The organism is Faecalicatena fissicatena (assembly GCF_016900595.1).
GTDB lineage: Bacteria > Bacillota > Clostridia > Lachnospirales > Lachnospiraceae > Claveliimonas > Claveliimonas intestinigallinarum.
Map to the genome: position 1 here is coordinate 94,248 of NZ_JACLYY010000009.1, position 25,542 is coordinate 119,789.

26 protein-coding genes and 1 tRNA gene are annotated in these 25,542 nt (G+C 49.9%); 7 read left to right on the forward strand and 20 right to left on the reverse strand.

Annotated features, from left to right (window positions below; all coding sequences use genetic code 11):
• Positions 1 to 22: 22 nt before the first annotated feature.
• The 3 genes from H7U36_RS10335 to H7U36_RS10345 all read right to left on the reverse strand — a co-directional run bounded on the left by H7U36_RS10335 (position 23) and on the right by H7U36_RS10345 (position 2,730).
• Positions 23 to 1,348: an amidohydrolase family protein gene (locus H7U36_RS10335; protein WP_033126112.1), complete on the reverse strand. Its 1,326-nt coding sequence runs from the start codon at positions 1,346 to 1,348 to the stop codon at positions 23 to 25.
• Positions 1,349 to 1,410: 62 nt separating this feature from the next.
• Entirely contained in the window at positions 1,411 to 1,857 is a 447-nt protein-coding gene (locus H7U36_RS10340) for a hypothetical protein (protein ID WP_033126111.1), read from the reverse strand.
• Positions 1,858 to 2,730 carry a DUF3100 domain-containing protein gene (locus H7U36_RS10345; protein WP_033126110.1) on the reverse strand — a complete coding sequence of 291 codons (873 nt, stop codon included), beginning with the start codon at positions 2,728 to 2,730 and terminating at the stop codon, positions 1,858 to 1,860. It lies immediately after the preceding gene.
• A gap of 125 nt (positions 2,731 to 2,855) precedes the next feature.
• Between H7U36_RS10345 and H7U36_RS10350 the strand changes: the two genes are divergently transcribed.
• On the forward strand, positions 2,856 to 3,530 hold the full coding sequence (locus H7U36_RS10350) for a Crp/Fnr family transcriptional regulator (protein WP_191493497.1): 675 nt from the start codon (positions 2,856 to 2,858) through the stop codon (positions 3,528 to 3,530).
• Positions 3,531 to 3,677: 147 nt separating this feature from the next.
• Here the strand turns inward: H7U36_RS10350 and H7U36_RS10355 are convergent, their stop codons facing one another.
• Together H7U36_RS10355 and H7U36_RS10360 are read right to left on the reverse strand one after the other, a co-directional pair.
• Positions 3,678 to 5,360 (reverse strand): phospho-sugar mutase, encoded by a 1,683-nt coding sequence (locus H7U36_RS10355; RefSeq protein WP_205156101.1) that lies wholly within the window; start codon positions 5,358 to 5,360, stop codon positions 3,678 to 3,680.
• Positions 5,361 to 5,476: 116 nt separating this feature from the next.
• Complete coding sequence (locus tag H7U36_RS10360) at positions 5,477 to 6,865, reverse strand: glutamate synthase-related protein (protein ID WP_205156102.1); 1,389 nt, start codon at positions 6,863 to 6,865, stop codon at positions 5,477 to 5,479.
• Positions 6,866 to 7,055: 190 nt separating this feature from the next.
• On the opposite strand from H7U36_RS10360, the gene H7U36_RS10365 reads away from it, so the two are divergent.
• The gene (locus H7U36_RS10365) at positions 7,056 to 7,904 is read left to right on the forward strand and encodes a pyridoxamine kinase (RefSeq protein WP_191493499.1); all 849 of its coding nucleotides are present in this window, start codon (positions 7,056 to 7,058) and stop codon (positions 7,902 to 7,904) included.
• Here H7U36_RS10365 and H7U36_RS15590 read toward each other — a convergent pair.
• The 7 genes from H7U36_RS15590 to H7U36_RS10395 all read right to left on the reverse strand — a co-directional run bounded on the left by H7U36_RS15590 (position 7,807) and on the right by H7U36_RS10395 (position 12,793).
• Positions 7,807 to 8,088: a DUF7724 family protein gene (locus H7U36_RS15590; RefSeq protein ID WP_456298514.1), complete on the reverse strand. Its 282-nt coding sequence runs from the start codon at positions 8,086 to 8,088 to the stop codon at positions 7,807 to 7,809. The genes H7U36_RS10365 and H7U36_RS15590 overlap by 98 nt on opposite strands.
• A 93-nt stretch (positions 8,089 to 8,181) precedes the next feature.
• Positions 8,182 to 8,253, reverse strand: a tRNA-Arg gene (locus tag H7U36_RS10370).
• A gap of 84 nt (positions 8,254 to 8,337) precedes the next feature.
• Positions 8,338 to 9,213: a DUF3881 family protein gene (locus tag H7U36_RS10375; protein WP_191493543.1), complete on the reverse strand. Its 876-nt coding sequence runs from the start codon at positions 9,211 to 9,213 to the stop codon at positions 8,338 to 8,340.
• 9 nt (positions 9,214 to 9,222) lie between these two features.
• A complete protein-coding gene (serS, locus tag H7U36_RS10380; RefSeq protein ID WP_033126074.1) occupies positions 9,223 to 10,509 on the reverse strand; it encodes a serine--tRNA ligase in 1,287 nt (428 codons plus the stop codon).
• A 3-nt stretch (positions 10,510 to 10,512) separates the two neighbouring features.
• The gene (locus H7U36_RS10385; RefSeq protein ID WP_033126073.1) at positions 10,513 to 11,088 is read right to left on the reverse strand and encodes a DUF4446 family protein; all 576 of its coding nucleotides are present in this window, start codon (positions 11,086 to 11,088) and stop codon (positions 10,513 to 10,515) included.
• Positions 11,088 to 12,005 carry a ParB/RepB/Spo0J family partition protein gene (locus tag H7U36_RS10390; RefSeq protein WP_033126072.1) on the reverse strand — a complete coding sequence of 306 codons (918 nt, stop codon included), beginning with the start codon at positions 12,003 to 12,005 and terminating at the stop codon, positions 11,088 to 11,090. The genes H7U36_RS10385 and H7U36_RS10390 overlap by 1 nt, the downstream gene beginning before the upstream one ends.
• Before the next feature lie 23 nt (positions 12,006 to 12,028).
• Entirely contained in the window at positions 12,029 to 12,793 is a 765-nt protein-coding gene (locus H7U36_RS10395; protein WP_033126071.1) for a ParA family protein, read from the reverse strand.
• Between the two features lie 270 nt (positions 12,794 to 13,063).
• Here H7U36_RS10395 and H7U36_RS10400 point away from each other — a divergent pair, with 270 nt between their 5' ends.
• The gene (locus H7U36_RS10400; RefSeq protein WP_033126070.1) at positions 13,064 to 14,020 is read left to right on the forward strand and encodes an alpha/beta fold hydrolase; all 957 of its coding nucleotides are present in this window, start codon (positions 13,064 to 13,066) and stop codon (positions 14,018 to 14,020) included.
• Positions 14,021 to 14,075: 55 nt separating this feature from the next.
• On the opposite strand, the gene rsmG is transcribed toward H7U36_RS10400, so the two are convergent.
• The 8 genes from rsmG to rpmH form a co-directional block, all read right to left on the reverse strand.
• Positions 14,076 to 14,792 (reverse strand): 16S rRNA (guanine(527)-N(7))-methyltransferase RsmG, encoded by a 717-nt coding sequence (gene rsmG / locus H7U36_RS10405; RefSeq protein WP_138304823.1) that lies wholly within the window; start codon positions 14,790 to 14,792, stop codon positions 14,076 to 14,078.
• Positions 14,793 to 14,816: 24 nt separating this feature from the next.
• Positions 14,817 to 16,739 carry a tRNA uridine-5-carboxymethylaminomethyl(34) synthesis enzyme MnmG gene (gene mnmG, locus H7U36_RS10410; RefSeq protein WP_191493542.1) on the reverse strand — a complete coding sequence of 641 codons (1,923 nt, stop codon included), beginning with the start codon at positions 16,737 to 16,739 and terminating at the stop codon, positions 14,817 to 14,819.
• The gene (gene mnmE / locus H7U36_RS10415) at positions 16,705 to 18,102 is read right to left on the reverse strand and encodes a tRNA uridine-5-carboxymethylaminomethyl(34) synthesis GTPase MnmE (RefSeq protein ID WP_191493541.1); all 1,398 of its coding nucleotides are present in this window, start codon (positions 18,100 to 18,102) and stop codon (positions 16,705 to 16,707) included. Before mnmE ends, mnmG begins: the two co-directional genes overlap by 35 nt.
• Before the next feature lie 58 nt (positions 18,103 to 18,160).
• A complete protein-coding gene (gene jag / locus H7U36_RS10420) occupies positions 18,161 to 19,045 on the reverse strand; it encodes an RNA-binding cell elongation regulator Jag/EloR (RefSeq protein ID WP_033126066.1) in 885 nt (294 codons plus the stop codon).
• 67 nt (positions 19,046 to 19,112) lie between these two features.
• The gene (locus H7U36_RS10425; RefSeq protein ID WP_033126065.1) at positions 19,113 to 20,186 is read right to left on the reverse strand and encodes a YidC/Oxa1 family membrane protein insertase; all 1,074 of its coding nucleotides are present in this window, start codon (positions 20,184 to 20,186) and stop codon (positions 19,113 to 19,115) included.
• A 72-nt stretch (positions 20,187 to 20,258) separates the two neighbouring features.
• Complete coding sequence (gene yidD / locus H7U36_RS10430; RefSeq protein ID WP_033126064.1) at positions 20,259 to 20,471, reverse strand: membrane protein insertion efficiency factor YidD; 213 nt, start codon at positions 20,469 to 20,471, stop codon at positions 20,259 to 20,261.
• 21 nt (positions 20,472 to 20,492) lie between these two features.
• Entirely contained in the window at positions 20,493 to 20,837 is a 345-nt protein-coding gene (gene rnpA / locus H7U36_RS10435; protein WP_033126063.1) for a ribonuclease P protein component, read from the reverse strand.
• A 46-nt stretch (positions 20,838 to 20,883) separates the two neighbouring features.
• Positions 20,884 to 21,018, reverse strand: coding sequence for a 50S ribosomal protein L34 (rpmH, locus tag H7U36_RS10440; protein ID WP_021859823.1), 135 nt, complete (start codon positions 21,016 to 21,018; stop codon positions 20,884 to 20,886).
• A gap of 420 nt (positions 21,019 to 21,438) precedes the next feature.
• On the opposite strand from rpmH, the gene dnaA reads away from it, so the two are divergent.
• From dnaA to recF, 4 genes are all read left to right on the forward strand, one after another.
• Positions 21,439 to 22,815, forward strand: coding sequence for a chromosomal replication initiator protein DnaA (dnaA, locus tag H7U36_RS10445; RefSeq protein WP_033126062.1), 1,377 nt, complete (start codon positions 21,439 to 21,441; stop codon positions 22,813 to 22,815).
• A 309-nt stretch (positions 22,816 to 23,124) separates the two neighbouring features.
• Positions 23,125 to 24,231, forward strand: coding sequence for a DNA polymerase III subunit beta (gene dnaN / locus H7U36_RS10450; protein ID WP_191493540.1), 1,107 nt, complete (start codon positions 23,125 to 23,127; stop codon positions 24,229 to 24,231).
• Positions 24,232 to 24,242: 11 nt separating this feature from the next.
• Positions 24,243 to 24,452, forward strand: coding sequence for an RNA-binding S4 domain-containing protein (locus tag H7U36_RS10455; RefSeq protein WP_033126060.1), 210 nt, complete (start codon positions 24,243 to 24,245; stop codon positions 24,450 to 24,452).
• Positions 24,442 to 25,539 carry a DNA replication/repair protein RecF gene (recF, locus tag H7U36_RS10460; protein ID WP_205156103.1) on the forward strand — a complete coding sequence of 366 codons (1,098 nt, stop codon included), beginning with the start codon at positions 24,442 to 24,444 and terminating at the stop codon, positions 25,537 to 25,539. Before H7U36_RS10455 ends, recF begins: the two co-directional genes overlap by 11 nt.
• Positions 25,540 to 25,542: the final 3 nt, after the last annotated feature.

Consider the following 25,542-nt stretch of genomic DNA (forward strand, 5'->3'; position numbering starts at 1 on the left):
CCTTTCTGTTTTTTGCAGGATTTTATGCAAAATTATTTCTGTAGGAGACTGCCTCCCGGTAAATCTCCTCCTCATCCAACGTCTGAATCTGGTAGTCTCTCATGAGTACCTTTCCCCCACACACTGAATCCCTCACGTCGCCGGCCCCCACGCTCTCCAGCACTGTGTTGGCCATGTGCCCGTACACAGCCATGTAGATCCGCTTCCTGTCAATTCCTATGATATCGGCCCTGGCTCCAGGCAGAATCCTCCCGTCTCTGTCCGGGTCTCCTCCCAGGCATGCCTGTCCGCCCCGGGTGGCCATGTCGAGTATGGTCCTGGCCGGCATGATGGCGGGCTCCGACAGGGGCACGCCCCAGGTCAGGTTCATGACGGACCGGAAGATCTTCATCTCCTGGAACAGACTCAGGCCCCCGTGGGCAGCCCCGTCTGTCCCCAGCCCCACCGTAATACCTCTCTCAAGGAGCTCCGGTGTCCGGGGCGCGGCCTTGCCGCAGTTGCTGAAGGGACAGTGGCAGACCTTCACTCCCCGCTTTTCCAGCAGACGGATCTCACTCTCCGACAGGAGCAGGCTGTGTGCCCCCAGGAAATCCGGCCCCAGCACACCCAGGCTGTCCAGATACTCGTAGGGGCGCAGCTGCTTTCTTTCCATGTAAAAATTGATCTCTCCCGGGTACTCGTTCATGTGGGCCTGCAGCATGGTCTGGTTTTCCTTCGCTCTCTCAGCCGCCATGAGGATCAGTTCCTCCGAACAGGATATAAGAGATCTGAGAGAATAGTAAACTTTTAAATTTTCTTGTCCATGAAATTCTTTATATAGTTCATCCGTTTTTCGAATAGCTGTCTCCGCATCCATGGCGATGGACGCAGGCAGACCCTTCTGGTCCATGGTGGAGTAGGAGAGGACTCCCCGCAGCCCACTGCGGGCATAGACGCCTGCTGCCTCCTCCATAAAATAGCTGCCCGCGTCGATAAATCCCGTTGTCCCCGCGTGGATCATCTCCACTGCCGCCATCCGGGCGCTGAGCCTCATCTTCTCCGGTGTCAGGGTACTCTCGTAGGGCAGCATGATACGTGTCCAGATCATGGGCATCTCATCCAGCACTCTCCCCCGCAGGAGCTGCTGCCCTGTGTGCATGTGGCTGTCCACAAGCCCGGGCATGTACACGCAGCCTCTCCCGTCCAGCTCCTCCTTCCAGTCATAGCTTTTCCTCAGCCTTTCGGCCGTGTCAATTGCTTCTATTCTTCCGTCCTTTATGAGGATACTTTTTCCTTCCACCAGCTCAAAATCTTCATCCAGATAATCGCTGTCCCGGATCAGAAGATCCGCTTCTATTTTCCTATCCATTTCTTTCTCCCTATCAAACTCACACTTGCAATGGTCCGCAATAGTTTTTCAGTATCATCCATCTATATAGCGTTGGTCAGTGACAGGACGATCTGCGCAATGCAGGCTGATCCTAGAAAGGTGCCTGTCATGACAAGTACGCCCACTATGATCATCTTCCAGCCCTGCTTTACAAAGGATTTGATCTGATCCCCGATGGAGATGCCCGCGTAGGCTCCCACCAGTGTGAGGGGCGCTGTAAAATTGATGCTGTTCGCCGACGCGATGACGAACTCCCTGGCCGGACATAAGGGGCTTGCCACGAGCAGCCCGATGATGGAGCAGTAGGCCACGATGGGCAGGCGCAGAGGCACCAGCTTGCTGACTACCACTGCGGCAGCGGAGATGCCTAGTAAGATGAGGATTCCCGGAAGGGACTCCATAAAGCCCACATCAAACCCGATAAAGTTGGCCAGGGCAATGCCAAGTCCTGATATAACTAATAAAATTCCCCACTCTGCGTATCTCATCTATCTTTCCTCCTCTGTCTTTTTTCTGCTCTCCAGCACCTCGCTTGGCTCCCGACGCAGCCGAGCGATGGGCGGCTCCAGCAGCTGATACAGCTTCTTCGTCAGCGGTATGCCCACAAAGATCGCCACATAGATGCCGGTGATTCCGGATATGGTCTCGCTGGTGCTCGCCAGAGCGGACAGCTCCGCCGCCATATTCGGGTAGATGAGAGCCAGGCTGGCTGTAGCGCTGGCCATGAGAATGCCGGCTCCCACACCTGAGGCCATGCCCAGAGCGTAGGGATGGAAAATGTGAAGCGCCGCCACCATGGTGGTCATGAAGCCAAAGTAGATCGTTCCCACCATGCCCCCGACTACATAGATAGACAGGCTTCCTCTCGTCTCCGGCGAGTCCGGACCGAACATGTCCGTGATCAGAGCCAGGTTGGACTCTCTGTTGATGGAATGGGTGGCTCCGATGGCCTCCCTCTTCAGGCCCAGGAGCAGGGCAAAGGGAAGGGCCAGAAAAATGGTTCCCAGATTGCCGATCTCCTGCAGAATCAGGGCAGGCCCTGCCGAGAGGATCACTTCAATGCTGGCTCCTGCATTGATGCCCAGCTTAGCGATAAAGGGACAGATGGCCACGATGACCAGCTTGGACGCCGCCTTTACCTCCTTCTTATTAAAGATCTTCAGCACCTCCGGCCCTGAGATCACTCCCATGATGAGGGAGTAAAAGATCGGGAACAGGATCAGCGTCCCCGGTCCAAGCGGAACCTGGATCTGTCCGATGCTGTCCGCGATCACGATAAACACAAATGCCAGAATAAAGATCTTGTACTCCGCCTTCAGTCTGGCCATGGTAGATGGATAAGCGTAGGTCTCCTTTTTCATCTCATTTCTCCTCGTTCTATTAAGAATTCTTATAACATCCACGTATTATATAAGAATAACTTGTATAAAAAAAGGACAAATGGGCTGTTTTTGATGTATACTGTAAAAAAAGAGGGGGATTTGTCATGACACTGTCAGAACTGCTCATAAGAGTACCGGAACTGGAAAATTATATCCGCTATATGCCCGATGAGCTGCGGGACCGCTGTACGGTCCGCACCTATCCGCCCGGAACCATCATCCACCAGAAGGACGCCGAGCTGGACTACTTCGGCATTGTCTGCGAGGGCTATCACCGGGTCATCAATGAATTTGAAAATGGAAATGTTTTTATGATCGAAAGAAACGATCCCATTGACTTTGTGGGGGAGGTGTCCATCCTTGCCGGAAAGCCCCGCACCTCCGTCACCTTAGAGACCACCACAGAGTGCACGGTTCTGTATTTCTCCAGAAAGGATTTCGAGAACTGGATCTCAAAGGACATTCATTTTCTGCGGCTGGTGTCCCAGAAGGTGGCCTACAAGCTGTACCGCTCCTCCTACAACCGGGGCAACCGCCTGTTCTACCCGCCCCAGCATCTTCTTCTGGCCTATATTCTCCAGTACATAGAGGAATACGGCTCCTGCGTTGTAAAAAGGACCCGGGAGGAAATACACGAGGAGACCGGCATCTCCGTGAAGACGCTGAACCGGACCATCCGAAAGCTGAAGGAGGAGGGGCTTGTGGGAATCACCAAGGGGAAGGTGTCCATGACCAGGGAGCAGCAGGCGATGGCCAGGGAATATCTGAAGAGAGAGTAGACAGATCATGTCCACAAACTGCTTCCCGCACTCAAATGTGGGCTTCAGCTTTTTCTTCCCAACAGCCAGGAAAGGGACAGATCTCCCTGTCCCTTTCTTAGCTGCTCTTTATGTATTTTTATGCTGCGTATATTTCTTTTCCCGCTCCTATGCCATCACAGACTTCATAGCCTCTGCCAGCTTGTCTTTCTCGGCCTGGGCCTCTGCCAGATCCTTTCCGAGCGTTGTGTAGTAGATCTTGATCTTCGGCTCTGTTCCGGAGGGGCGGACGATGACTGTCTCGCTGTTCTCCAGCTTGTAGATCAGCACGTTGGCTGAGGGAAGTCCTGTCTCCTCCGGCTTTGTGTAGTCCGTCACAGAGGCTACCTTGTACCCCGCGATCTCTGTCAGCGGGTTGTCCCTCAGGCTCTGCATGATGCCTGCCATCTTGTCCATGCCGCTCAGTCCCGGGAACTCAAAGCTGTCCACCTTGTTGAGGTAGCGGCCGTACTGAGCATAGATCTCCTCCATCCTCTGCTTCAGGGAGCTTCCGATGCTCCTGTAGTAGGCTGCCATCTCGCAGATCAGCATAGAGCCGATGACTGCGTCCTTATCACGCACATAGGGGCCTGCCAGATATCCGTAGCTCTCCTCAAATCCGAAGATGAAGCGGTCCACTTCTCCTGCTTCCTCCAGCTGCGCAATCTGGTCGCCGATCCACTTAAATCCTGTCAGCACGCTGCGCAGCTCCACGCCGTAGTGCTCTGCCACTGCATCTGCCAGCGGTGTGGATACGATGGACTTCACAGCAACTGCCTTCTCAGGCATGGTTCCCTTCTCAATGCGTCCCGCGCAGATGTAATCCAGAAGCAGCACGCCCACCTCATTTCCGCTCACCAGCTCATAGGAACCGTCCGGGCACTTCATGGCAATGCCCACCCGGTCTGCGTCCGGGTCTGTGGCCAGCATCAGATCCGCACCTGTCTCCTTCGCCAGGTTCAGTCCCTGCTCAAGGGCCTCAAAAATTTCAGGGTTGGGGTAGCTGCATGTGGTAAAGTATCCGTTGGGGTACTCCTGGTCCGGGACGATCGTGATATCTGTCACACCGATATCCTTTAACACCTGTGTCACCGGCACAAGTCCGGAGCCGTTCAGGGGGCTGTACACAAGCTTCAGCCCTGCTGTACTGCAAAGTCCCGGACGGACCTGTCTGGACTCGATAGCGTCATAGAGGGCCCTCTTACAATCATCGCCCACAAAGCGGATCAGTCCTTCCTCCACGCCGGCTGCAAAGGACATATACTTTGCGCCTGTCAGCACGTCCGTCTTCTGTATCTCCTCGTATACGATGGCCGCCGCATCGTCTGTCATCTGGCAGCCGTCCGGCCCGTAGGCCTTGTATCCGTTGTATTTTGCAGGGTTGTGTGAGGCTGTCACCATGATGCCCGCATTGCAGTTATAATAACGAGTCGCAAAGGAGAGCGCCGGCACAGGCATGAGCGCGTCGTAGATCCGCACCTTGATACCGTTTGCGGCCAGGACTCCCGCCGCGTTCTTTGCGAACACATCGCTCTTGAGACGGCTGTCATAGCTGATGGCAACAGTCTGTGTGCCCCCCTGTGTCTTCACCCAGTTTGCAAGTCCCTGCGTAGCCTGGCGCACCACATAGATGTTCATGCGGTTCGTCCCGGCTCCCAGCACACCCCGAAGTCCGGCTGTACCGAATTTCAGCGCCACTGCAAAGCGCTCCTTTATCTCCTCGTCATTTCCCTCGATCCGGGCCAGCTCAGGATGAAGATCTGCATCCTCCAGGTCCGCTTCCAGCCAACGCTTGTAATCTTCCTGATACATTTTTACCACTCCTACTACTTGCTTATTGATTTTTTGTGTAAAAATTACAACACTTAGTAATAATATACCATGTTTACCGCTGAACGGCAATCAATATATCGCCCCCTGGCAGGAAATTATGCGTGGGGGATGTCTGTGTACTCGCTGATCTCCCGGCTGATGGTGCACAAATCCTCCACAGACAGGTCATGGAGATCCGCATGCCCTGTGATCCGGGCGAACATCTTCAGCTCCTCCAGGGAGACGTTCAGAAAGTTGGCCACCCTGGCTGCCGCCGCATCCTCGTGGAGCCGTGCCCGCAGGTCCTGATCCTGGGTGGCGATGCCCATGGGACACATGCCTGTTCCGCAGATCTTATACTGCTGACAAGCCATGGCAATGAGGGCCGCGGACGCCACTGCCACCGCGTCCGCTCCCATGGCGATAGCCTTGGCGAAATCCGAGGACACCCTCAGTCCGCCGGTGATGACAAGGCTGATGTCCGAGTGGATGCTGTCCAGGTATTTTCTCGCCCTGTGGAGGGCATAGATGGTAGGCACACTGGCAGAGTCTCTCAGGAGCTTCGGAGAGGATCCGATTGCCCCGCCTCTCCCGTCTATGGTGATGAAATCCGGCTCCGCGTACACGCAGAAGGCCAGATCCCTCTCGATCCTTCCGGCCGCTATCTTCACGCCGATGGGCCGCCCCTCGGAGGCATATCGCAGCTGAGTGATCAGATTTTTCAAATCCTCCTTTGTCTCAATGCCGGGAAATCTGGATGGCGCGATCACATCCTTTCCCATAGGCTTATTCCTCACCTGACTGATCTCACGGGTCACCTTTTCCCCCGGGAGATGGCCCCCCATGCCCGGCTTTGTCCCCTGCCCGATCTTGATCTCTATGGCATCCGCGTTTCTCAGATTTTCCGGCGTTACGCTGTAGAGGTTGCCCACATACTCAAAGATGTACTTGTCGGCTGCCTCCATCTCCTCCGGGAGTATGCCCCCCTCTCCTGAGCACATGGCGCTTCCTGCCATGGCCGAGCCTCTTGCCAGGGACACCTTTGCCTCCCTGGAGAGGGCGCCAAAGGACATGTGGGATACATAGACCGGATTTTCCAGCATCAGAGGCCTGGCCGCATGCTTTCCGATCACTGTGGTCGTCCGGACAGGCGCGTTCTCATCCAGAGGCATGGGATCCAGCTGGGCTCCCAGAATGAGAATATCTTCCCAGGACGGCATAGGCAGCTCCGTTCCCATGGAAGCTGAGATGCTCTTCCCAGTCACTGCCATCTCGTGAATTTCCTTCATGTACCTGCAGGACTCGTCCCTGCGCACAAACTCCTTCGGATAGTCCAGTTTCAGCTCCTTTTCCCGGGGCGGCTCCGCACCCTGCTCCTCCTCGTAGACCGCAAACTTCTCCGTGGGCTGGTGACAGACAGGACACTCCTTCAGCCTGGAGAAAGGCGCTTTCTCCCGCTCCTCATCGTAAATATACCCACACACCGTGCATCTGTACTTTGCCATTCCTTCCACCTCCTGAAATGTATTTGTTTCTGTCTCATTTCGTCTTTTATCTCTGATAGCTTCAGTATAGCATGATTTCTCCCTGCCGCAAACTGGACTGGTCACTTTTTACAGTTTTGGCTATTGCTGACCAGTTCACTTTCTGTTATATTTCCAATACAATCTACAGATCAGGAGGCGGTATTTAGTCATGAAACGAATTGTTACTCTTCAGGATATTTCCTGTGTGGGGCGCTGCTCAACCACAGTGGCCCTCCCTGTCATCTCAGCTATGGGCGTGGAGTGCGGCATCCTCCCCACGGCGGTTCTCTCCACCCACACCATGTTCCGGAATTTCACCTGCAAGGATCTGTCTGACCAGATCGATCCCATCTCCGATGCCTGGGAGAAGGAGGGCATCTTCTTTGACGGGATCTACACCGGGTACCTGGCCTCCGGCCAGCAGTGCGGTCAGGTCAGAGAGTTCTTTAATCGGTTCCGCACAGAGAAGAACCTGATCCTTGTGGATCCTGCCATGGCGGACAACGGAAAGCTCTACCCTGCCTTTGACGAGAGCTTCCCTGCCTCCATGGCAAAGGTCTGCGCAGGTGCGGATGTAATCCTCCCCAACATCACCGAGGGATGCCTTCTCACCGGCATGCCCTACCGGACCGAGTATGATGACTCCTACATCACAGAGCTTCTGCAGCGGCTCCTGGAGCTGGGATGCGGCGCAGCGGTCCTCACGGGAGTCAGCTATGAGCCGGACCGACTCGGGGTGGCCAGCCTGGACAGCAAGGGGAACGCCTTTTCCTACTTTACAAAAAAATGTCCTCAGAGCTATCACGGTACAGGGGATCTCTATTCCTCCACCGCCTTCGGCGGACTGATGCGGGGGCTCTCCCTGGGCGATGCCCTTTCCCTGTCAGCAGACTATGTGGTGGCCTGCATTGAAGTCACCGCTAGGTCGTCCGAGGCCAGATGGTACGGCGCGGAGTTCGAGTCCCAGATCCCTTGGCTGTGCAGGGAACTGGAGGAGAGACTTGGAAAAGAGAAATAAAAATAACCTGGTCGGTTTTTCGGAACCTGACCAGGTTATTTTTAGATTTAAAATTTTTTATATTAATCATACTCATCTTCACTTTCTTCATACTGTCCAGCACCTTGTCAGCATCAAAATATGAGTTGTTTAAAATGGGTTCAAGATCAATATATTTATGTTTGTATTTTGCTGTAATAGGAATGTGAAGTCAAACTTTTTTCTTCCGGGAACAAAGAAGTTTTCCCTACTGTAAAAAAACAGAGCCCCCACAAACGCAGAAGCTCTGTCCTCATCCCGTTCCCTGCAGGAATCGAACCTGCACTTGATCCTTAGGAGGGATCCGTAATATCCATTTTACTAAGGGAACATAACTGTATTTATACCGTACTTAGATATTTTAGCATCTTGCAGGTCTAAAATCAACAGTTATTTTCAATTTCCGGATCAATTTCTAGAAATTGATCCTTCCCTGGAGCCACATGTTCGCCTTAAACCGGCGTCCCTGGGCCGGTTCGCCGAAGACATTCTTTGCCGGCACGCAGACGTCAAACTCCAGCTCGTTCACATCCAGCTTCATGACATAGAGGTCTTCCCCTGTCTCCTGGTTCTGGATCCTATGTACACTCAGGATTTCCCCCAGGATGGAGTATCTGTCACACTCCACCCCGTAGGGCATGAAATAGGTGTCCACGATGCTGAACACATCCTCTGTCACAAGCCGCCTGGAAACCTTTGTATAGATGTCAATGTCGTCCAGAGTCAGACTCTCCATGGCGGCCTGGTCTCCGTTTCTGGCCGCGCTCAGGAGCATCATCCGGTTTCGGGACTCCTCCCGCCTTCTTTGCTCCATCTCCTTGCTCTTCATGACAGGAAGAAGGACGGTGCCGGAATTGCAAAGTCCCGCCAGCGTCACGGAGCCAAACTTCAGTCTGTCTCCGGAGAGCTGTCTCTCTTCGATGTACTCCACAGTGTTCTGCAGGTGGAAGATCAGGCTGACGCCCACCTTCACATCCTCGCAGATTCCCACATAGGCCTCCCGGTCCATCCGCTTCTCGACGACGATGTCCGCGTAGGAGGAGATGCCGCTTCCGATGAAATAGGGATAATAGTACTGTCTGTAAAATGTCTCGCGCATATCCATATCCCCGCACACGGCAACTCCTATACCTGCCCCACATTCTCTCTGATATTCGCAGAAGTCTGCTTCCTCGTCAAGAGAAACCAGTTCATGGCAGGTATAGTCGCTTTCTATCCTCTTCAGAAATTCATTTAATTCTGTCCTTGACCTGATACAGCCATAACCAATTGACCTTAAATATTTATGCATCTGTCACCTTTATTTTTTCTTTTCAATCTTATCATGGCCGCCCATGTAGGGACGCAACACTTCCGGAATTCTCACAGAGCCATCTGCCTGCAGGTTGTTTTCCAGGAAGGCGATCAACATTCTCGGCGGCGCTACTACTGTGTTGTTCAGTGTGTGGGCAAAATATTTTCCGTCTGCTCCCTTTACGCGGATGCCAAGTCTTCTGGCCTGAGCGTCTCCAAGGTTGGAGCAGCTTCCTACCTCAAAATATTTTTTCTGTCTCGGGGACCACGCCTCCACGTCGCAGGATTTCACCTTCAGATCCGCCAGGTCGCCGGAGCAGCACTCCAGCGTGCGCACGGGGATATCAAGAGAGCGGAACAGATCCACTGTGTTCTGCCACAGCTTATCATACCACATCATGCTGTCCTCGGGCTTGCAGACAACGATCATCTCCTGCTTCTCAAACTGATGGATCCTGTAGACACCTCTTTCCTCGATGCCGTGTGCTCCCTTCTCCTTGCGGAAGCAGGGTGAGTAGGATGTGAGGGTCTGCGGAAGCTGATCCTCCTCCAGCATCGTGTCGATGAATTTTCCGATCATGGAGTGCTCGCTTGTACCGATGAGGTACAGATCCTCTCCCTCGATCTTGTACATCATGGAATCCATCTCGGCAAAGCTCATAACGCCTGTCACTACATTGCTTCTGATCATGAAAGGAGGAACGCAGTAGGTAAATCCTCTGTCAATCATGAAATCTCTGGCATAGGCCAGGACTGCGGAGTGAAGTCTGGCGATGTCTCCCATTAGATAGTAGAAACCGTTTCCGGCCACTCTTCCGGCGCTCTCCAGATCGATGCCATTAAAGCTCTCCATGATATCTGTATGGTAAGGAATCTCAAAATCCGGAACTACCGGATCGCCGAACTTCTCAATCTCCACATTCTCGCTGTCATCCTTTCCGATAGGTACAGAGGGATCGATGATATTCGGAATAGTCATCATGATCTTTTTGATGTTTGCCTCCACATCCTTCTCCTCAGCAGAAAGGCTTTCCACTCTGTCGGCGTTGACCTGGACTTTTTTCTTCAGCTCCTCGGCCTCCTCCTTCTTTCCCTGTGCCATGCAGGCGCCGATTTCCTTTGAAATCTTGTTTCTCTCAGCTCGCAGGGCCTCTACCTCCTGCTTGATCTCCCTGTTTCTCTTATCCAGCTCCAGAACCTCATCCACAAGGGGAAGCTTCTCATCCTGGAATTTCTTTTTTATATTCTCTTTTACTACATCCGGGTTATTTCTTACAAATTTGATATCAAGCATTTCTTACACCTCATCCTTTTCACTCTTATTCGTTCTCTTCTTGTTGTCCTTTGTTTCCTTTACATCCATGCTGTAGGCCTCGCTGAAGATCGCGCGGTCAAGAGCCTCCGTCTCCTCTTCTGCCAACTCCACGTAGCTCTCTCCTTTGACGATCTCTTTTATATAGGTATAGCAGCCTTCTCTGCTGTGCATGGCGTTGATCACCCATCCGCTGTTGTTCCCGTCCAGCATGGCCAGGGCAAAGCTCAGTTTGCCGCCCATCTCGTTAAATGCGTCATACTTGACGATGCCGACTTTTTTGAAGTCCTTCTCCATCTTGCGGTAAATGTCCTTGACATCCTGTCTGTTCTGCTTAGTGAGCTTTGCAAGCCCGTCTATCTCAGAAAATTTGGAGAGGAGACTCTCCTCTAAAGTCTTTCCATCTTTCCCCTTCATAAACGAGTTGTAGCTGTTTTTCAGCCGGTCATATTTCATACTGACATTCACGTACAGTACAAAAAGGGCAATGATCAGTATCAGCATAAAAAGAAAGATAAATGCCGGATCAATCCCCAATTTTGCCAAGATTGCGCTTTCCATTAAATCTGTTCTCCTTTTCCTATGGACATGATCATGTCGAACATGCGTTCTAATTCCTTGTCCGAATAATATTCTATTTCTATTTTTCCTTTTCCTTTTCCCTTTGACGCCACATGAACCTTTGTTCCCAGTACCTGCTTCATCTTATCTTCTATGTCTTCATATATGAAGGCGTTCTCAACAGCCTTCTTTTCTTTGGGCTTTTTCGGGTTTTTGATCTCCTTGATAAGCTTTTCAGTCTCACGGACGCTCAACTTCTCATCAAAGATCTTGTTGGCCAGTGCATACTGCTGCTCCGGGTCGTCGATGGCGAGAAGCGCTCTCGCATGCCCTGTGCTGATCATATCGTCTATGATCATCTGCTGTACTCTCTGATCCAGCTTCAGAAGACGCATAGAGTTTGTGACAGCCGTTCTGCTCTTTGAGACTCTCTCCGCCACCTCATCCTGCTTCAGGTTGAACTCCTCAAGGAGTTTTTTAAAGGCCATAGCTTCCTCGATGGGATTGAGGTTTTCTCTCTGAATGTTCTCAATGAGCGCGATCTCCAGGATTTCCTGCTCATTATATTCTTTTATAATGACAGGAACTTCCTTTACTCCCGCCATTTTTGCGGCCCGCCATCTTCTCTCGCCCGCAATGATCTCATAGTAATCATTTCTCTTTCTGACGATCAGAGGCTGGAGCACACCGTACTGTTTAATGGAGTCAGCCAGTTCAAGGAGCGCATCCTCCTCAAAATTTCTTCTCGGCTGATCCCTGTTAGGCTCCACCATATTGATCTTCATCATCTGCTCGCCGCTTTTCAGTTCTGCGGTCTCCTCTGCCTTCTTTTTTTCCGTCTTCGGCGTCTTCGCAGATTTGTTATCTGGGATCAGACTATCCAGCCCTTTTCCCAGCCCCATTCTTTTTGCCGCCATATGTTTCCTCCACTTTTTTAGTGCTACTCTTCTCTCTCTATCACTTCATCCGCAAGAAGTCTGTAGCTCTCAGCTCCGGATGATTTTGGGTCATACTGATTGATAGGCATACCATAGCTGGGCGCCTCTGCCAGCCGAATATTTCTTGGTATAATCGTCTTGTAGATATTCTGGTTTAAATTATCCTTCACGTTTTCAACAACTTGAAGAGAAAGATTTGTCCTGGCATCATACATTGTAAATACGACACCTTCTATTTCCAGGTTTGAATTCAAACGTTCTTTCACAAGCTCTATCGTATGTATGAGCTGGCTCAAACCTTCCAGTGCATAGTATTCACATTGAATAGGTACAAGTACCGAGTCTGCCGTCGTCATCGCATTGATCGTCAGCATACTCAGGGAAGGCGGACAATCGATAATAACAAAATCATAGTTGTCTTTTACTTTATCAACTTCATTCTTAATGATGTATTCCTTGTTGTCAATACCTATCAATTCTATCTCAGCAGCTGAAAGATCTATATTTGTCGGCAGAACATCCAGATTTTCCAATACATTCTTGCAGATTATCTCTTCTATCTGTGCTTCACCTATAATGAGATCATACACTGTCTTTTCAACGCTGTCTTTGTCAACGCCCAATCCGCTGGTCATATTCCCCTGGGGATCCATATCGATTGAAAGAACTTTTTTTCCTTTTTCCGCAAGACATGCTGAAAGATTGATGGCTGTTGTTGTTTTTCCAACTCCGCCTTTCTGATTGGCGATTGCTATTATTCTTCCCATTTTGTTTTACCTCTCTCAGTGATTATTAATAGTATATCACCTTTCTCTTCCATATTCCAGAATATGTTTCACGTGAAACATATTTTTTCTGTTTTCCATAAATGTTTCACGTGAAACATATTGCTTTTGGATATTTTTTATTTCTGGTTAAGTCTAAAATTCAAACAGCAGGTTCTGATGTTTCACGTGAAACATTTTATTCAGATATTCCTTTAGTTCTGTCCTGAGATATGATAAACTATTAGTATAATCATGGAAAGGAGAATTCTCATGAGTTGGAAAAAGGTCCTTACTATTACAACTGTTCTTGCCGGGGCAACTTCCGTTGGCATACATCTTATAAATAAGGCAATATATATTTCGGCTACAATAGATCATTTACTTAAACCCGAAACCGAGACTTATTATGACTGGAAATTTGGCAAAATATTTTACACAAAACAGGGACAGGGTACTCCTGTACTGCTTATACATGATTTAAACACCTCAAGTTCAGAGTACGAGTGGAAAAATATTGTCAAGACTCTTTCAGAGAGCAGGACTGTTTATACACTGGATCTCCTTGGGTGCGGGCGCTCTGAAAAGCCCAATCTCACATACACAAACTATCTGTATGTGCAACTCGTTAACGACTTTATCAAAAACATTATAAAAGAGAAGAGTGATGTGATTGTAACCGGACAATCCTCCTCCTTTATTCTGGGTGCCTGTCAAAACAGCAGCAATATCATCGGCAATATTATTATGATAAACCCAGCTGATATATATACGACAGCCCATATTCCTACCAACAGGAGTCGTATACTGACAAAACTCATTCTCCTGCCTCTTGTTGGAACCCTTCTCTACAACATACTTGTCAGAAAGGATAATATAGAGAAGCTTTTCAGAGAACACTACTTCTTCGATAAGAGTAAAATCAGACACGAAGATATTATGACTTACTACGAGACCGCTCACTATGGAAATTCATCATCCAAGTATCTGTTTGCAAGCCTCAGCGGAAATTATCTGACTGCAAATATAATGCTGTATCTGAAGGATCTCTCCAACAGCATATTTATTATAACAGGGACAGACGAGAAGAATAAAAGCGAAGCTGAAGAATATCAAAAGCTTCTCCCCTCAATCGAGATATTCAGCCTTTCAGAAGCCGGGTATCTGCCGCAGCTTGAGACGCCAGACAAGCTGCTGGAACAAATAAAGATCTGCCTCAATATAGAATAGAGAAAAGTATAGGATAGAGGTAAATATATAAGTATAGATATAAAAAGAACCGCTGCTAGTGCAGCGGTTCTTTTGCAGGAAGTCCGGCTTTTCTGGGAAACTTACCGGGAGTATTTCTTTCTTTTCTGATTTTCACAAAGGATCGGGCAATATCACTGTCCGGCAGGCAGAATTTCTCTACCGACTCAACCTTTCCTCCAAGGATGGAAAACGCCTTTTCCGACCTTTGCAGCTCCTCATCGATCTCCCCGGATTTGTAGGAGATAAAGAGCCCTCCCTTCTCTACATAGGGAAGGCAGTACTCTGAGAGAGTTGCCAGATTGGCGACTGCCCTGGACACGCAGAGATCATAGCTTTCTCTGTACTCTGCCTTTTTCGCATAATCCTCCGCTCTTCCGTGAAGAGCAGTGATATTCTCCAAAGAAAGCTCCTGGATCACACAGTTCAAAAATTTAATTCTCTTGTTTAGAGAGTCCAGAAGTGTGACCTTCAGGTGGGGATAAACGATCTTCAGGGGAATCCCCGGAAAGCCGGCTCCCGTTCCAATGTCAATCACTGTGGATATCTTCCCCATATCCTGCACCTTCGCGATAGCCAGGCTGTCAAGAAAATGCTTGTCATTTACCTCGTCATAGTCCGTGATCCCTGTAAGATTCATCACTTTGTTCCACTCCACAAGCATCTCATAATACCTGTCAAACTGCTCCTTCATTTCCTCCGTCAGGACGATCCCAAGCTGATTCAGTTTTCTATCAAATATTCTCTCTTCCATAAAATCTCCTGCTGTTATTACTCTCTATCTTTTCAACTGCTCCATATAGACAAGAAGCACGGAAATATCCGCCGGCGAGACCCCGGATATGCGGGATGCCTGTCCTAATGACACGGGCTGATACTCCTTCAGCTTCTGCACGGCCTCTATGCGCAGGCTTTTCACCTTGTCATAGTCGATATCTTCCGGTATTTTCTTGTTCTCCATCTTTTTGAACTGCTCTACCTGTTTTTTCTGTCTGGAGATGTATCCCTCATATTTTATATTTATGTTAACTTGTTCCTGTACCTCTTCTCTAAGGTCATCGGGGAACTCTGGTCTGTCACTGTCCAGAGGAGTGAGGATTTCGTAGGACAGCTCTGGCCGACGTATGAGCTCCGCCAGGTTGCAGCCGGATGTGAGGGGTGTGCTCCCGTGTTCCTCCAGAAGATTCTGTACCTCCTCCGTAGTTCCCACATAGGTCTTCTTCAGGCGCTCCGTCTCCTTGCGGATAAGTTCTTCCTTTTTCAGCAGCCTGTCGTATCTCGCCTTGTCTATGAGACCGATCTCGTAGCCCTTCCTGGTCAGTCTCTGGTCCGCGTTATCCTGCCTGAGCAAAAGGCGGTACTCTGCCCTGGAGGTCATCATCCGGTAGGGCTCATGGCTCTCCTTGGTGACAAGGTCATCCACAAGCACACCGATGTAGGCCTCCGCCCTGTCCAGGATAATGCCCTCTTTCCCCTGCAGCTTCCTGGCCGCATTGATGCCCGCCAGAAGTCCCTGCGCCGCCGCCTCCTCGTAGCCGGAACTGCCATTGAACTGACCGCCGCTGAAAAGTCCGTCTATGGCGCGAAATTCCAGGGTGGGACGAAGTTGCCTGGCGTCAATGCAGTCGTACTCAATGGCGTAGGCGTTTCTCACGATCCTGGCATGTTCAAGTCCGGGGACAGAGCGGTACATCTCATACTGCACATCCTCCGGCAGAGAGCTGGACATACCGCCTATATACATCTCGTTTGTCTCCAGTCCCTCCGGCTCTATGAAGACCTGATGCCGGTTTTTGTCCGCAAATTTCACCACCTTGTCCTCGATGGAGGGACAGTACCTTGGTCCGGTTCCCTCTATCATGCCGGAAAACAGGGGTGATCTGTCCAGATTTTTCCTGATAATCTCATGCGTCTTCTCATTCGTGTAGGTGAGCCAGCAGGAGACCTGATCCTTCTGGATGCTGTCCGGATCTGTCGTGAAGGAGAAGGGAACAATCCTCTCATCCCCTTTTTGCTCCTCCATCCTGCTGAAATCCACTGTATTTTTGTCAATCCTTGCAGGAGTCCCTGTCTTGAAGCGATACATCCTTATGCCCAGCTCCTTCAGGCACTCTGTCAGATAGTTGGCGGCCTGGAGGCCATTGGGGCCTGTGTTGGTGCTCACATCCCCATAGATACACCTGGCCTTCAGGTAGGTGCCTGTACAGAGCACGACTGCCTGACACCGGAAAATGGCGCCGGAGTAGGTCTGCACGCCGGTCACTTTTTTTCTGCCATCCACATCCTCTGTCAGGATGTTCACCACTTCCGCCTGCTTGATCTCCAGGTTCTCCTGATTTTCCAGAACCTGGCGCATAGTCCTGCTGTAGAGGGCCTTGTCGGCCTGAGCCCGAAGAGAGTGAACGGCAGGGCCCTTTGACTTATTGAGCATCTTGGACTGGATAAAAGTGCGGTCAATGACCTTTCCCATCTCTCCTCCCAGGGCGTCCACCTCCCGCACCAGATGTCCCTTTGAGGTTCCCCCTATATTCGGATTGCAGGGCATGAGGGCAATGCTGTCCACGCTGACCGTGAACACAATGGTCCGAAGCCCGAGCCTCGCGCAGGCAAGGGCAGCCTCACAGCCGGCATGGCCGGCCCCGATAACCGCCACGTCATAGTGATCCTTATTTTCCCATACAGAATTTACTGAAAATTTCATTGACAAGATCCTCTCCTACTGTCTCTCCTGTGATCGTTCCAAGAGACTCATAGGCATCCATCAGATCTATAGAATAAAAATCCTCCGGCATGTCCATATGAATACTCTCCAATACCTTTTCCAGGCTCTGGCGTGCGCTCTCCAGCGCATGCTTCTGCCTTGCGTTTGTGATATACACTTCACTGTTAAAGGAAATGTCGCCGTGATAGAACATCTCCTTCACAGCCTGCTCCAACTCCTCTATCCCCTCTTCCTCCTTTGCGGAGACAGACAGGACAGGGGGCTCTTCCATTCCCTGCTCCCTGCACATCTGCCGGATCTCCTCATCTCCTGTCCTTCGTGCCAGGTCCGATTTATTGAGAAGAATGATGGATTTCTTTCCGGCGATAAACCGGAAGATCTTCCGGTCGTTTTCATCCAGGGGCAGGGAGGAATCCACCACGTAAATGATGAGATCCGCCTCCCTGGCCTGGCTCAGGGCTCTGTCCACACCGATTTTTTCCACCTTGTCGTCGGTCTTTCTGATCCCCGCCGTATCCACAATGTTCAGGGAAATACCGTGCAGATTCATGTGCTCCTGCAGGATATCCCTGGTAGTTCCGGCTATATCTGTGACGATGGCCCTCTCCTCTCCCAGGAGCATATTCAGTACGGAGGACTTTCCCGCGTTGGGCTTTCCCACGATCACGGTCTGCACTCCCTCTTTCATGATACGGCCGTCGTCCGCAGAGTCCAGAAGTCTCTGAATTTCATCCAGCAGCTCCTCAACATCCCTCTCCAGAGTCTGTCCGTACCCGTCTATGCTGATATGCTCCGGGTCATCCAGGGCAGACTCAATGAAGGCAGTGTGATAGAGGATTTTGCTGCGTATCTCCTCCACCTTCCTCTTCACGCTTCCCTTCAGCTGACTGACAGAACTCTTCAGAGCGTAGTCATTCCGGGACTGGATCACGTCGATGACCGCCTCCGCCTGGGAGAGATCCAGCTTGCCGTTCAGGAAGGCTCTCTTTGTAAATTCACCCGGCTGGGCCGGCCTGGCCCCTCCCCGCAGACACGCCTCCAGCACTCTTCGGGGGACGTAGACTCCGCCGTGGCAGTTGATCTCCACTGTGTCCTCGCCGGTAAAGGTGTGAGGCCCTCTCATGAGCATGACAAGGACTTCGTCTATGGTCTCCCCGTCTTCCTCTATATACCCGTAGTGGATCGTGTGGGATTTCTGCTCTGAGAGCTTCTTGTTCCTTTTTCCTCTGTAGATCCTGTCCGCAATCTCAAATGACTCCTCCCCGCTCATCCTTACAATCCCTATGCCAGCCTCGGACATGGAGGTGGATATGGCGGCGATGGTACTGCTTTCACTGTACATCCTCGTTTCTCCTTTCCCCGGAGTTAAAAAGGCAGAGGTTAAAACCTCTGCCTTCTTTTTATTTTCTCACCAGTGTCACTACTACGCGGCGGTAAGGCTCCTCGCCCTCGCTGTGTGTTGTTACATTTTTGTCTCCCTGCAGAGCAGAGTGGATGATCCTTCTCTCATAGGGATTCATTGGCTCAAGAGTAACCGGCTTTCTTGTTCTCTTCACCTTGTGGGCAATGTTTTTTGCCAGATTTTCAAGAGTCTCTTTTCTTCTCCTTCTGTAATCCTCTGTGTCCAGCTTCACTCTCACATAGCCGGCCTGCATCTTGTTGGCAACCCTGTTTGTAAGATACTGGAGGGAGTCAAGCGTCTGTCCTCTCTTACCGATGAGAATTCCCATGTTGTCACCCTTCATATCAATGGCAAGAGCGCCCTCCTCGTCAAGCTCAGAGTGGAGCTCCACATCCATGTGCATAGCCTCAAGAACGCTGTGAAGGAATTTCTCACACTCACTGATGGTAACGTCCTCCACCTTTGCAAGCTCTGTCTCGCGTTTGATCGCCGGCTTATCTTCGGATTTATTTTCTTTCTTTGACTCTTTTTTTGTTTCCTTCTTGCCTGTTTTCTGAGGGGCTTTCTTTGGCTCTCTGTTTTCTCTTCCAGGCTTCTTCGACTCCTTTTCCTCTTTTACGTCCAGAGTGATATCGCTTGGAACCGCCTCTTTTATAAGCTCCTCCGCGATCTCGTCCACAGTCTCCTCCTGGGGATCCTCCTTTTTCCAGGCCCGGATCACAGCCTGCTTCATGCCAATTCCGAGAAATCCGGGACTTCCCTTTTCAATGACATCATATTCCAGTCTGTCGCTTGTCACTCCAAGCTGAACAAGAGCCTCTGTGATGGCATCATCCAGTGTCTTTGCCGATACTGTAATCTCTTCTGTGCGTCTGCCTTCCATTATGTTCTCCCTCCCTATATCCACTTAGAGGGACCTCTTCATCTAAGAAAAAGTCCCTTCTTATGTTCTAATTATTTTCGTTGTACTTTTTGACCAGATTTGCCTTGGAAGCAAGACTTCCTTCTTTTGCCGTGTTTTTGTTGTTGGCAGCCTTCTGAAGCTTCTCTTCCTTCGCCTTGTCTGTCTGTACAGATGTCTTTGCCTTGCTCTGGATGCTTCTCGTGTTTGTCTGGGCCATGGCATTGATCTTCTCTGCCCTTTCGCCCCTCTTCTCACGCTTCTTGGCAGCCTTCTCTTTATTTTTCTCGATGAGCTCGTCCACAGATATCTTCTTCAGGTGTTTGTTGATAAATATCTGCTGCAGACATCTTACCACGGCGCTGATGATCCAGTAAAGACCGAGACCAGCCGGAAGTGATACAACGACAAACAGTGAGAACAGAGGCATCGTAATGTTCATTGTCCTCATGGTGCTGTACATCGGGTTGTCCTTGTCCATAGCCTGTCCAGAGAGAGCCTGTGAGAGCTTCATGCTCAGGAACTGTGTCAGGACAGATATAGCCGGAAGGGCGATAGCTGTGATGACAAGTACCACTGCCGACACGCCGAACTGCTCAGAGATCTGCGCTCTGTCAGCAAACATCTGCATAGGTGACAGGGACAAATCCGGAATGGTCAGGAATTTCTGCACATCCGCCGGAGCGTCCTTGATGGCAGGTACATATTTCTCCATCTGGTAAACCACCGGGTACAGTGAGAACAGCAGTACCATCTGCAGGAGCATGGGGAGACATCCTCCTGTCATGGATGTTCCGTATTTGTCATATACCTGCTGCATCTCCTCCTGCATCTTCATCTGGGATGCCTGATCTCTCTTGTTCTTGTACTTTTTCTGGATTGCCTGAAGTTCAGGGTTCATGACCGTAGTCATCTTGGATGTTCTCTGCTGCTTAATGGTAAGCGGCATCATGATCATATACACGAGTATTGTGTACAGAATGATCGACAATCCTACCAGACCTACGTCTGAGGGGAGAATTTTATCCAGTATCTCATAGATAAAATTCATGACTATACCGAGCAGATCCGCGATCTGCCCTATGATGGGCCAGTTCGCGGCTGTCAATACTACACCTTCCATATTTTCTTTTCCTCCGTTCGCAAGGGTCAAATCACCCCGGCCTGCATTTTCTTACCTGTTATTTTGTGCTGGCTACGGAACCGGATCGTAGCCTCCTTTTGAAAAAGGATTGCAGCGGAGTATCCTCCAGACAGCCAGAAGCCCTCCCTTGAGCGCCCCGTACTTTTCGATTGCCTCCACCGCATACTGGGAGCATGTAGGAAAATAGATACAAGTGGAATGTCCCTTGAGAGGAGACAGATATTTCTGATAAACTCTCACCAGACCTATCAAAATCTTTTTCACGATACATCACTCCGTTTTATTTTATTGATTTATCTGTATCATCCTGTGAAGGCGCCCCAGATGCAGGAGTGCGCTTTCAATTTCACGGCAGCCTTTCCCTTTCGCCGCCGCTCTGGCTATGACCACTATATCTTTACCGCATGGGAACAATTCTTCATTCAGACGATAGCTTTCACGTATCAACCTTGTCAGTCTGTGCCTGACAATACTGTTGCCAACCTTCTTGCTGACGGAGATCCCCAATCTGTTTTTTTCAAGACCATTATCTGTTACATACATGACCAGATACCGGTTGGCATTGGATCTTCCGTTTTTGTAGACATGCTGAAAATCTCTGTTCTTTTTCAGTGATTCGGAAAATTTCATTTTCATCTCCTGATTTTAAGAGAAGAAAAGGCCACAATAATGCGGCCTACGCTGATAATTTTTTTCTTCCTTTAGCTCTTCTTGCAGCAAGAACCTTTCTTCCGCCTGCTGTGCTCATTCTGGATCTGAAACCATGAACCTTGGCTCTCTGTCTCTTTTTTGGCTGGAATGTCATTTTCATAGATATCCACCTCCCTTATATTTTACACAGGAATACTCCCGCACTTTTCTTAGACATCAGTTTTGATTATATTCAATAAATCCCGTGAAGTCAAGCAAAACCGATGATTTCATGAAGTTTTTCCTTTCGCCGGCCTCCTGGCGGGCTCATCCTGGTTCAGCCCCTTTGCGCCTGGCATTATATAATATAGAAAGAAAAGTTATCAACAAAATGTGGATATCTTTTCAAAATTATGTGGATAACAGCAATTTTTGTGTGGATTTCAAAGCTGAAAGGCTCTGTTTTAGGCATTTTTTCATTTTCAAAAACTTATCCACCCCGATTTCTCATTGCCTAATACCTTATTTTGATGTAAAATAGATTAGAATAAGCATATGATACAATGCATGAAATGTATGTTAGATTAGGAGTTATTTTGTAATGAACATCGTAGAAGAAAAATGGCCGGAAATTATCGAACACCTCAGAGTGGAGCACGAGCTCTCCAACGTGTCCTTCAACACCTGGATCAAGCCTCTGAAGGTATATAAAGTAGTAGATCATACGGTTTTCATTCTTGTCAATATGAACGCCAGCGTTGAGTACATTGATAAAAAGTACAGACTCCCGCTGAAGGTTTCCATTGCCGAGATCACGGAGAAGGAATTCGAGGTCGTTCTTGTGTCGGAAGATGACGACCGCCTGGACGAGATCATGGAGATGGCTTCCAAGGCTTCCGAGAAAAAACGCACAAAGACGGCCGCTCAGAAGGCAGGGCTTAACCCCAAATATACATTTGACACCTTTGTGGTGGGCGGGAACAACAGCTTCGCCCACGCCGCTTCCCTGGCAGTAGCTGAGTCCCCGGGAGAGGTTTACAATCCTCTGTTCCTCTACGGAGGCGTGGGACTGGGCAAGACCCATCTGATGCACTCGGTGGCTCATTTTATACTGGATAAAAATCCAAAAAAGAAGGTTCTGTATGTGACCAGCGAGACATTTACGAACGAGCTGATCCAGGCGCTGAAAAATCCAAAGGAGAATTCCATGTCGGATTTTCGCGATAAATATCGCAACAACGACGTTCTTCTGATAGACGATATTCAGTTTATTATAGGAAAAGAGAGTACGCAGGAAGAGTTCTTCCACACCTTCAACCACCTCCACACAGCTGGAAAGCAGATCATCATCTCCAGTGACCGTCCCCCGAAGGACATCGAGACACTGGAGGCAAGGCTGCGCACCCGTTTTGAGTGGGGACTGATCGCGGACATTTCCGCCCCGGACTACGAGACGAGGATGGCCATCCTGCAGAAGAAGATCGAGATGGACTCTCTGCAGAAGTACAATATTCCCGACGATGTGCTGGAGTACATCGCCACCAATGTAAAGACGAACATCCGTGAGCTGGAGGGATCCCTGAACAAGCTGATCGCCCTCTACAAGCTCCAGAACAACCAGGAGCAGATCGACATTCCCCTCGCTGCGGAGGCTCTGAAGGACATCATCTCCTCCCAGGCCAACAGAGAGGTGACGCCGGAGCTGATCCTGGACGTTGTGTCCGAGCACTTCGGCATCAGCATCGCGGATCTCAAGAGCAGCAAGCGGACGGCTGAGATCGCCATCCCCCGGCAGATCTTCATGTATCTGTGCCGTGAGATGACAACAGCCTCCCTGAAGGTGATGGGAATCGTCCTTGGAGGAAAGGACCACTCCACCATCAACCACGGAATTAAGAAGATCCAGGCTGAGATCAAGGAGAACGAGAGTCTCAGCAACACCATTGACATTATAAAGAAAAAAATCAATCCTGTCTGATATACACAGATACACTGACAGGATGGGGATAAATGTGGACAACCTGTGGAAAGGCTGTGAAAAACCATGTGGACAGGATGTGTACAGTGGAAATCAACCATTCCTTTTTCAAAAACACAAAAAAGTTTTCCCACCTCCTTCCACATGTAAATTTTATGGTTTCCACCATTTTTTCAAAACCGTGTAATGCTTACAGACACTGGGCTTGCGGTACTTTTCCACTCTATCCCAAGCCCTACTACGGAGAAGACGGAAAATCTATTATATATTTATCTATATACAGGCGCGCGAAAGGAGTTATACACAGATATGAAAATCATATGCAGCAAAGCAGATCTTGCAAAGGGAGTCGGAATCGTATCCAAGGCAGTGCCGTCCAAGACGACCATGCCTATCCTTGAATGTATACTGATCGATGCCACACTTGATATTATCAGGCTGACGGCCAACGATATGGAGCTGGGTATCCAGACTGAGATAGACGGAGATATCAGAGAACACGGAATGATCGCCATAGACGCAAAAATCTTTTTAGAGATCGTCCGCAAGCTGCCAGACAGCGATATTGTTATAGAGACAGATGAGAAGGATCAGATGACCATCACCTGCGAAAAGGCCAAGTTCGATATTATGGGAAGATCCGGAGATGATTTCTCCTATCTCCCTGTCATCGAAAAGACAGAGACAGTGACCATTTCCCAGTTTACCCTGAAGGAAGTGATCCGCCAGACTATTTTCTCCATCGCTGACAACGAGAGCAACAAGCTCATGACAGGAGAGCTCTTTGAGATCAAGGACGGCGTTCTCAGGGTGGTATCCCTGGATGGGCACCGCATTTCTATACGAAAGATCGAGCTGAAGGAGGAGTGCCAGGACCACAAGATCGTTGTCCCCGGCAAGACCCTCATGGAGATCAGCAAGATTCTCTCCGGCGAGGCGGAGAGCCAGGTAAGCATGTATTTTACCGGCAATCATATTGTGTTTGAGTTTGACAGGACGGTTGTCGTGTCCCGCCTGATCGAGGGAGAGTATTTTAAGATCGATCAAATGCTCTCCAGCGACTATGAGACTAAGGTGCGGATCAACAAGAGAGACTTCCTGAACTGTATCGACAGGGCTACTCTGCTCGTCAAGGAGGGAGACAAGAAGCCCATTATCATCAATATCGGAGACGACGTGATGGAGCTGCGGATCAAATCTCAGTTCGGCTCCATGAACGAGGACATCATGATCACCAAGGAGGGAAAGGATCTGATGATCGGCTTTAACCCCAAATTCCTCATCGACGCCCTCAGGGTCATCGATGACGAGGAGGTGGATCTCTATCTCATGAACGCGAAGGCGCCCTGCTTTATCAAGGACGAGACAGAGAGCTATATCTACCTGATCCTTCCTGTCAATTTTAACGCGATTTAGGAGTGAAGACTATGCAGGTTTTACATCTAAGAGATGAGTTTATCAAGCTGGGGCAGGCCCTGAAGGCTGCCGGTCTTGTGGAGTCCGGCGTGGAGGCCAAGGAGGTCATCCAGGAGGGGCTTGTGAAGGTGAACGGCCAGACAGACACACGGCGAGGAAAGAAGCTCTACCCGGGAGACATTGTTTCTTATAACGGAGAAGAAGTGAAAATTGAAGATTAGATCTTTAAAGCTTAAGGATTTCAGAAATTATGAGCTTCTGAAGCTGGAGCCGAGCGGCTCTACCAACATTTTTTACGGGAACAACGCCCAGGGAAAGACCAATATACTGGAGGCCGTCTACATGTGCGGCACTACCAAATCCCACAGGGGCACAAGGGACAGGGACATGATCCGTTTCGGCCAGGAGGAGTCCCACATTGAGGCTGTGGTGGAGAAGAGGGGAATACCCTATCAGATCGACATCCATCTCAAGAAAAACAGTCCCAAGGGCATAGCAGTCAACAAGATGCCGATCCGCAAGGCCAGTGAACTATTTGGCATTGTCAACATTGTTTTCTTTTCTCCGGAGGATCTGAACATTATCAAAAACGGGCCCTCGGAGAGAAGGAGATTTATAGATCTTGAGCTCTCCCAGCTCGACAAAGTATATCTGAGCAATTTATCAAACTACAACCGCATCGTGAACCAGAGAAATCATCTGCTCAAGGATCTGGCCCGCCAGGAGGCGGCGGGCAGTTCTCTTGCGGAAACTCTTGACATCTGGGATATGCAGCTGGCCGGGTACGGCGAGAAGATCATAAAGGCGAGAAAAAAATTTGTGATCCAGGTAAATGATATTATTTCTGACATACACAGAAGACTCACTGGCGGACAGGAGAACATAGAGGTGGAGTACGAGCCGGACACAAAGGGGCAGCCTCTCCAGGAGGCCCTGCGAAGAGGGAGGGAGAGGGACCTGCGGATGCGCAGCACCGGATGCGGGCCTCACAGGGACGACATCTGCTTTATGACCAACGGCATCGATATCCGGAAATTCGGCTCCCAGGGACAGCAGCGCACGGCGGCGCTCTCACTGAAGCTGTCCGAGATCGAGCTGGTGCGGCTTGTTACAAAGGACACGCCCATCCTGCTTCTTGACGATGTCCTGTCTGAGCTTGACAAATACAGGCAAAACTATCTACTGGACAACATTCACGATATACAGGCTCTCATCACCTGCACAGGTGTAGATGAATTTGTAAATCATCGATTTGCTATAAACAAAGTATTTCATGTCCATCAGGGACATGTGACTATGGAAAACTAGGAG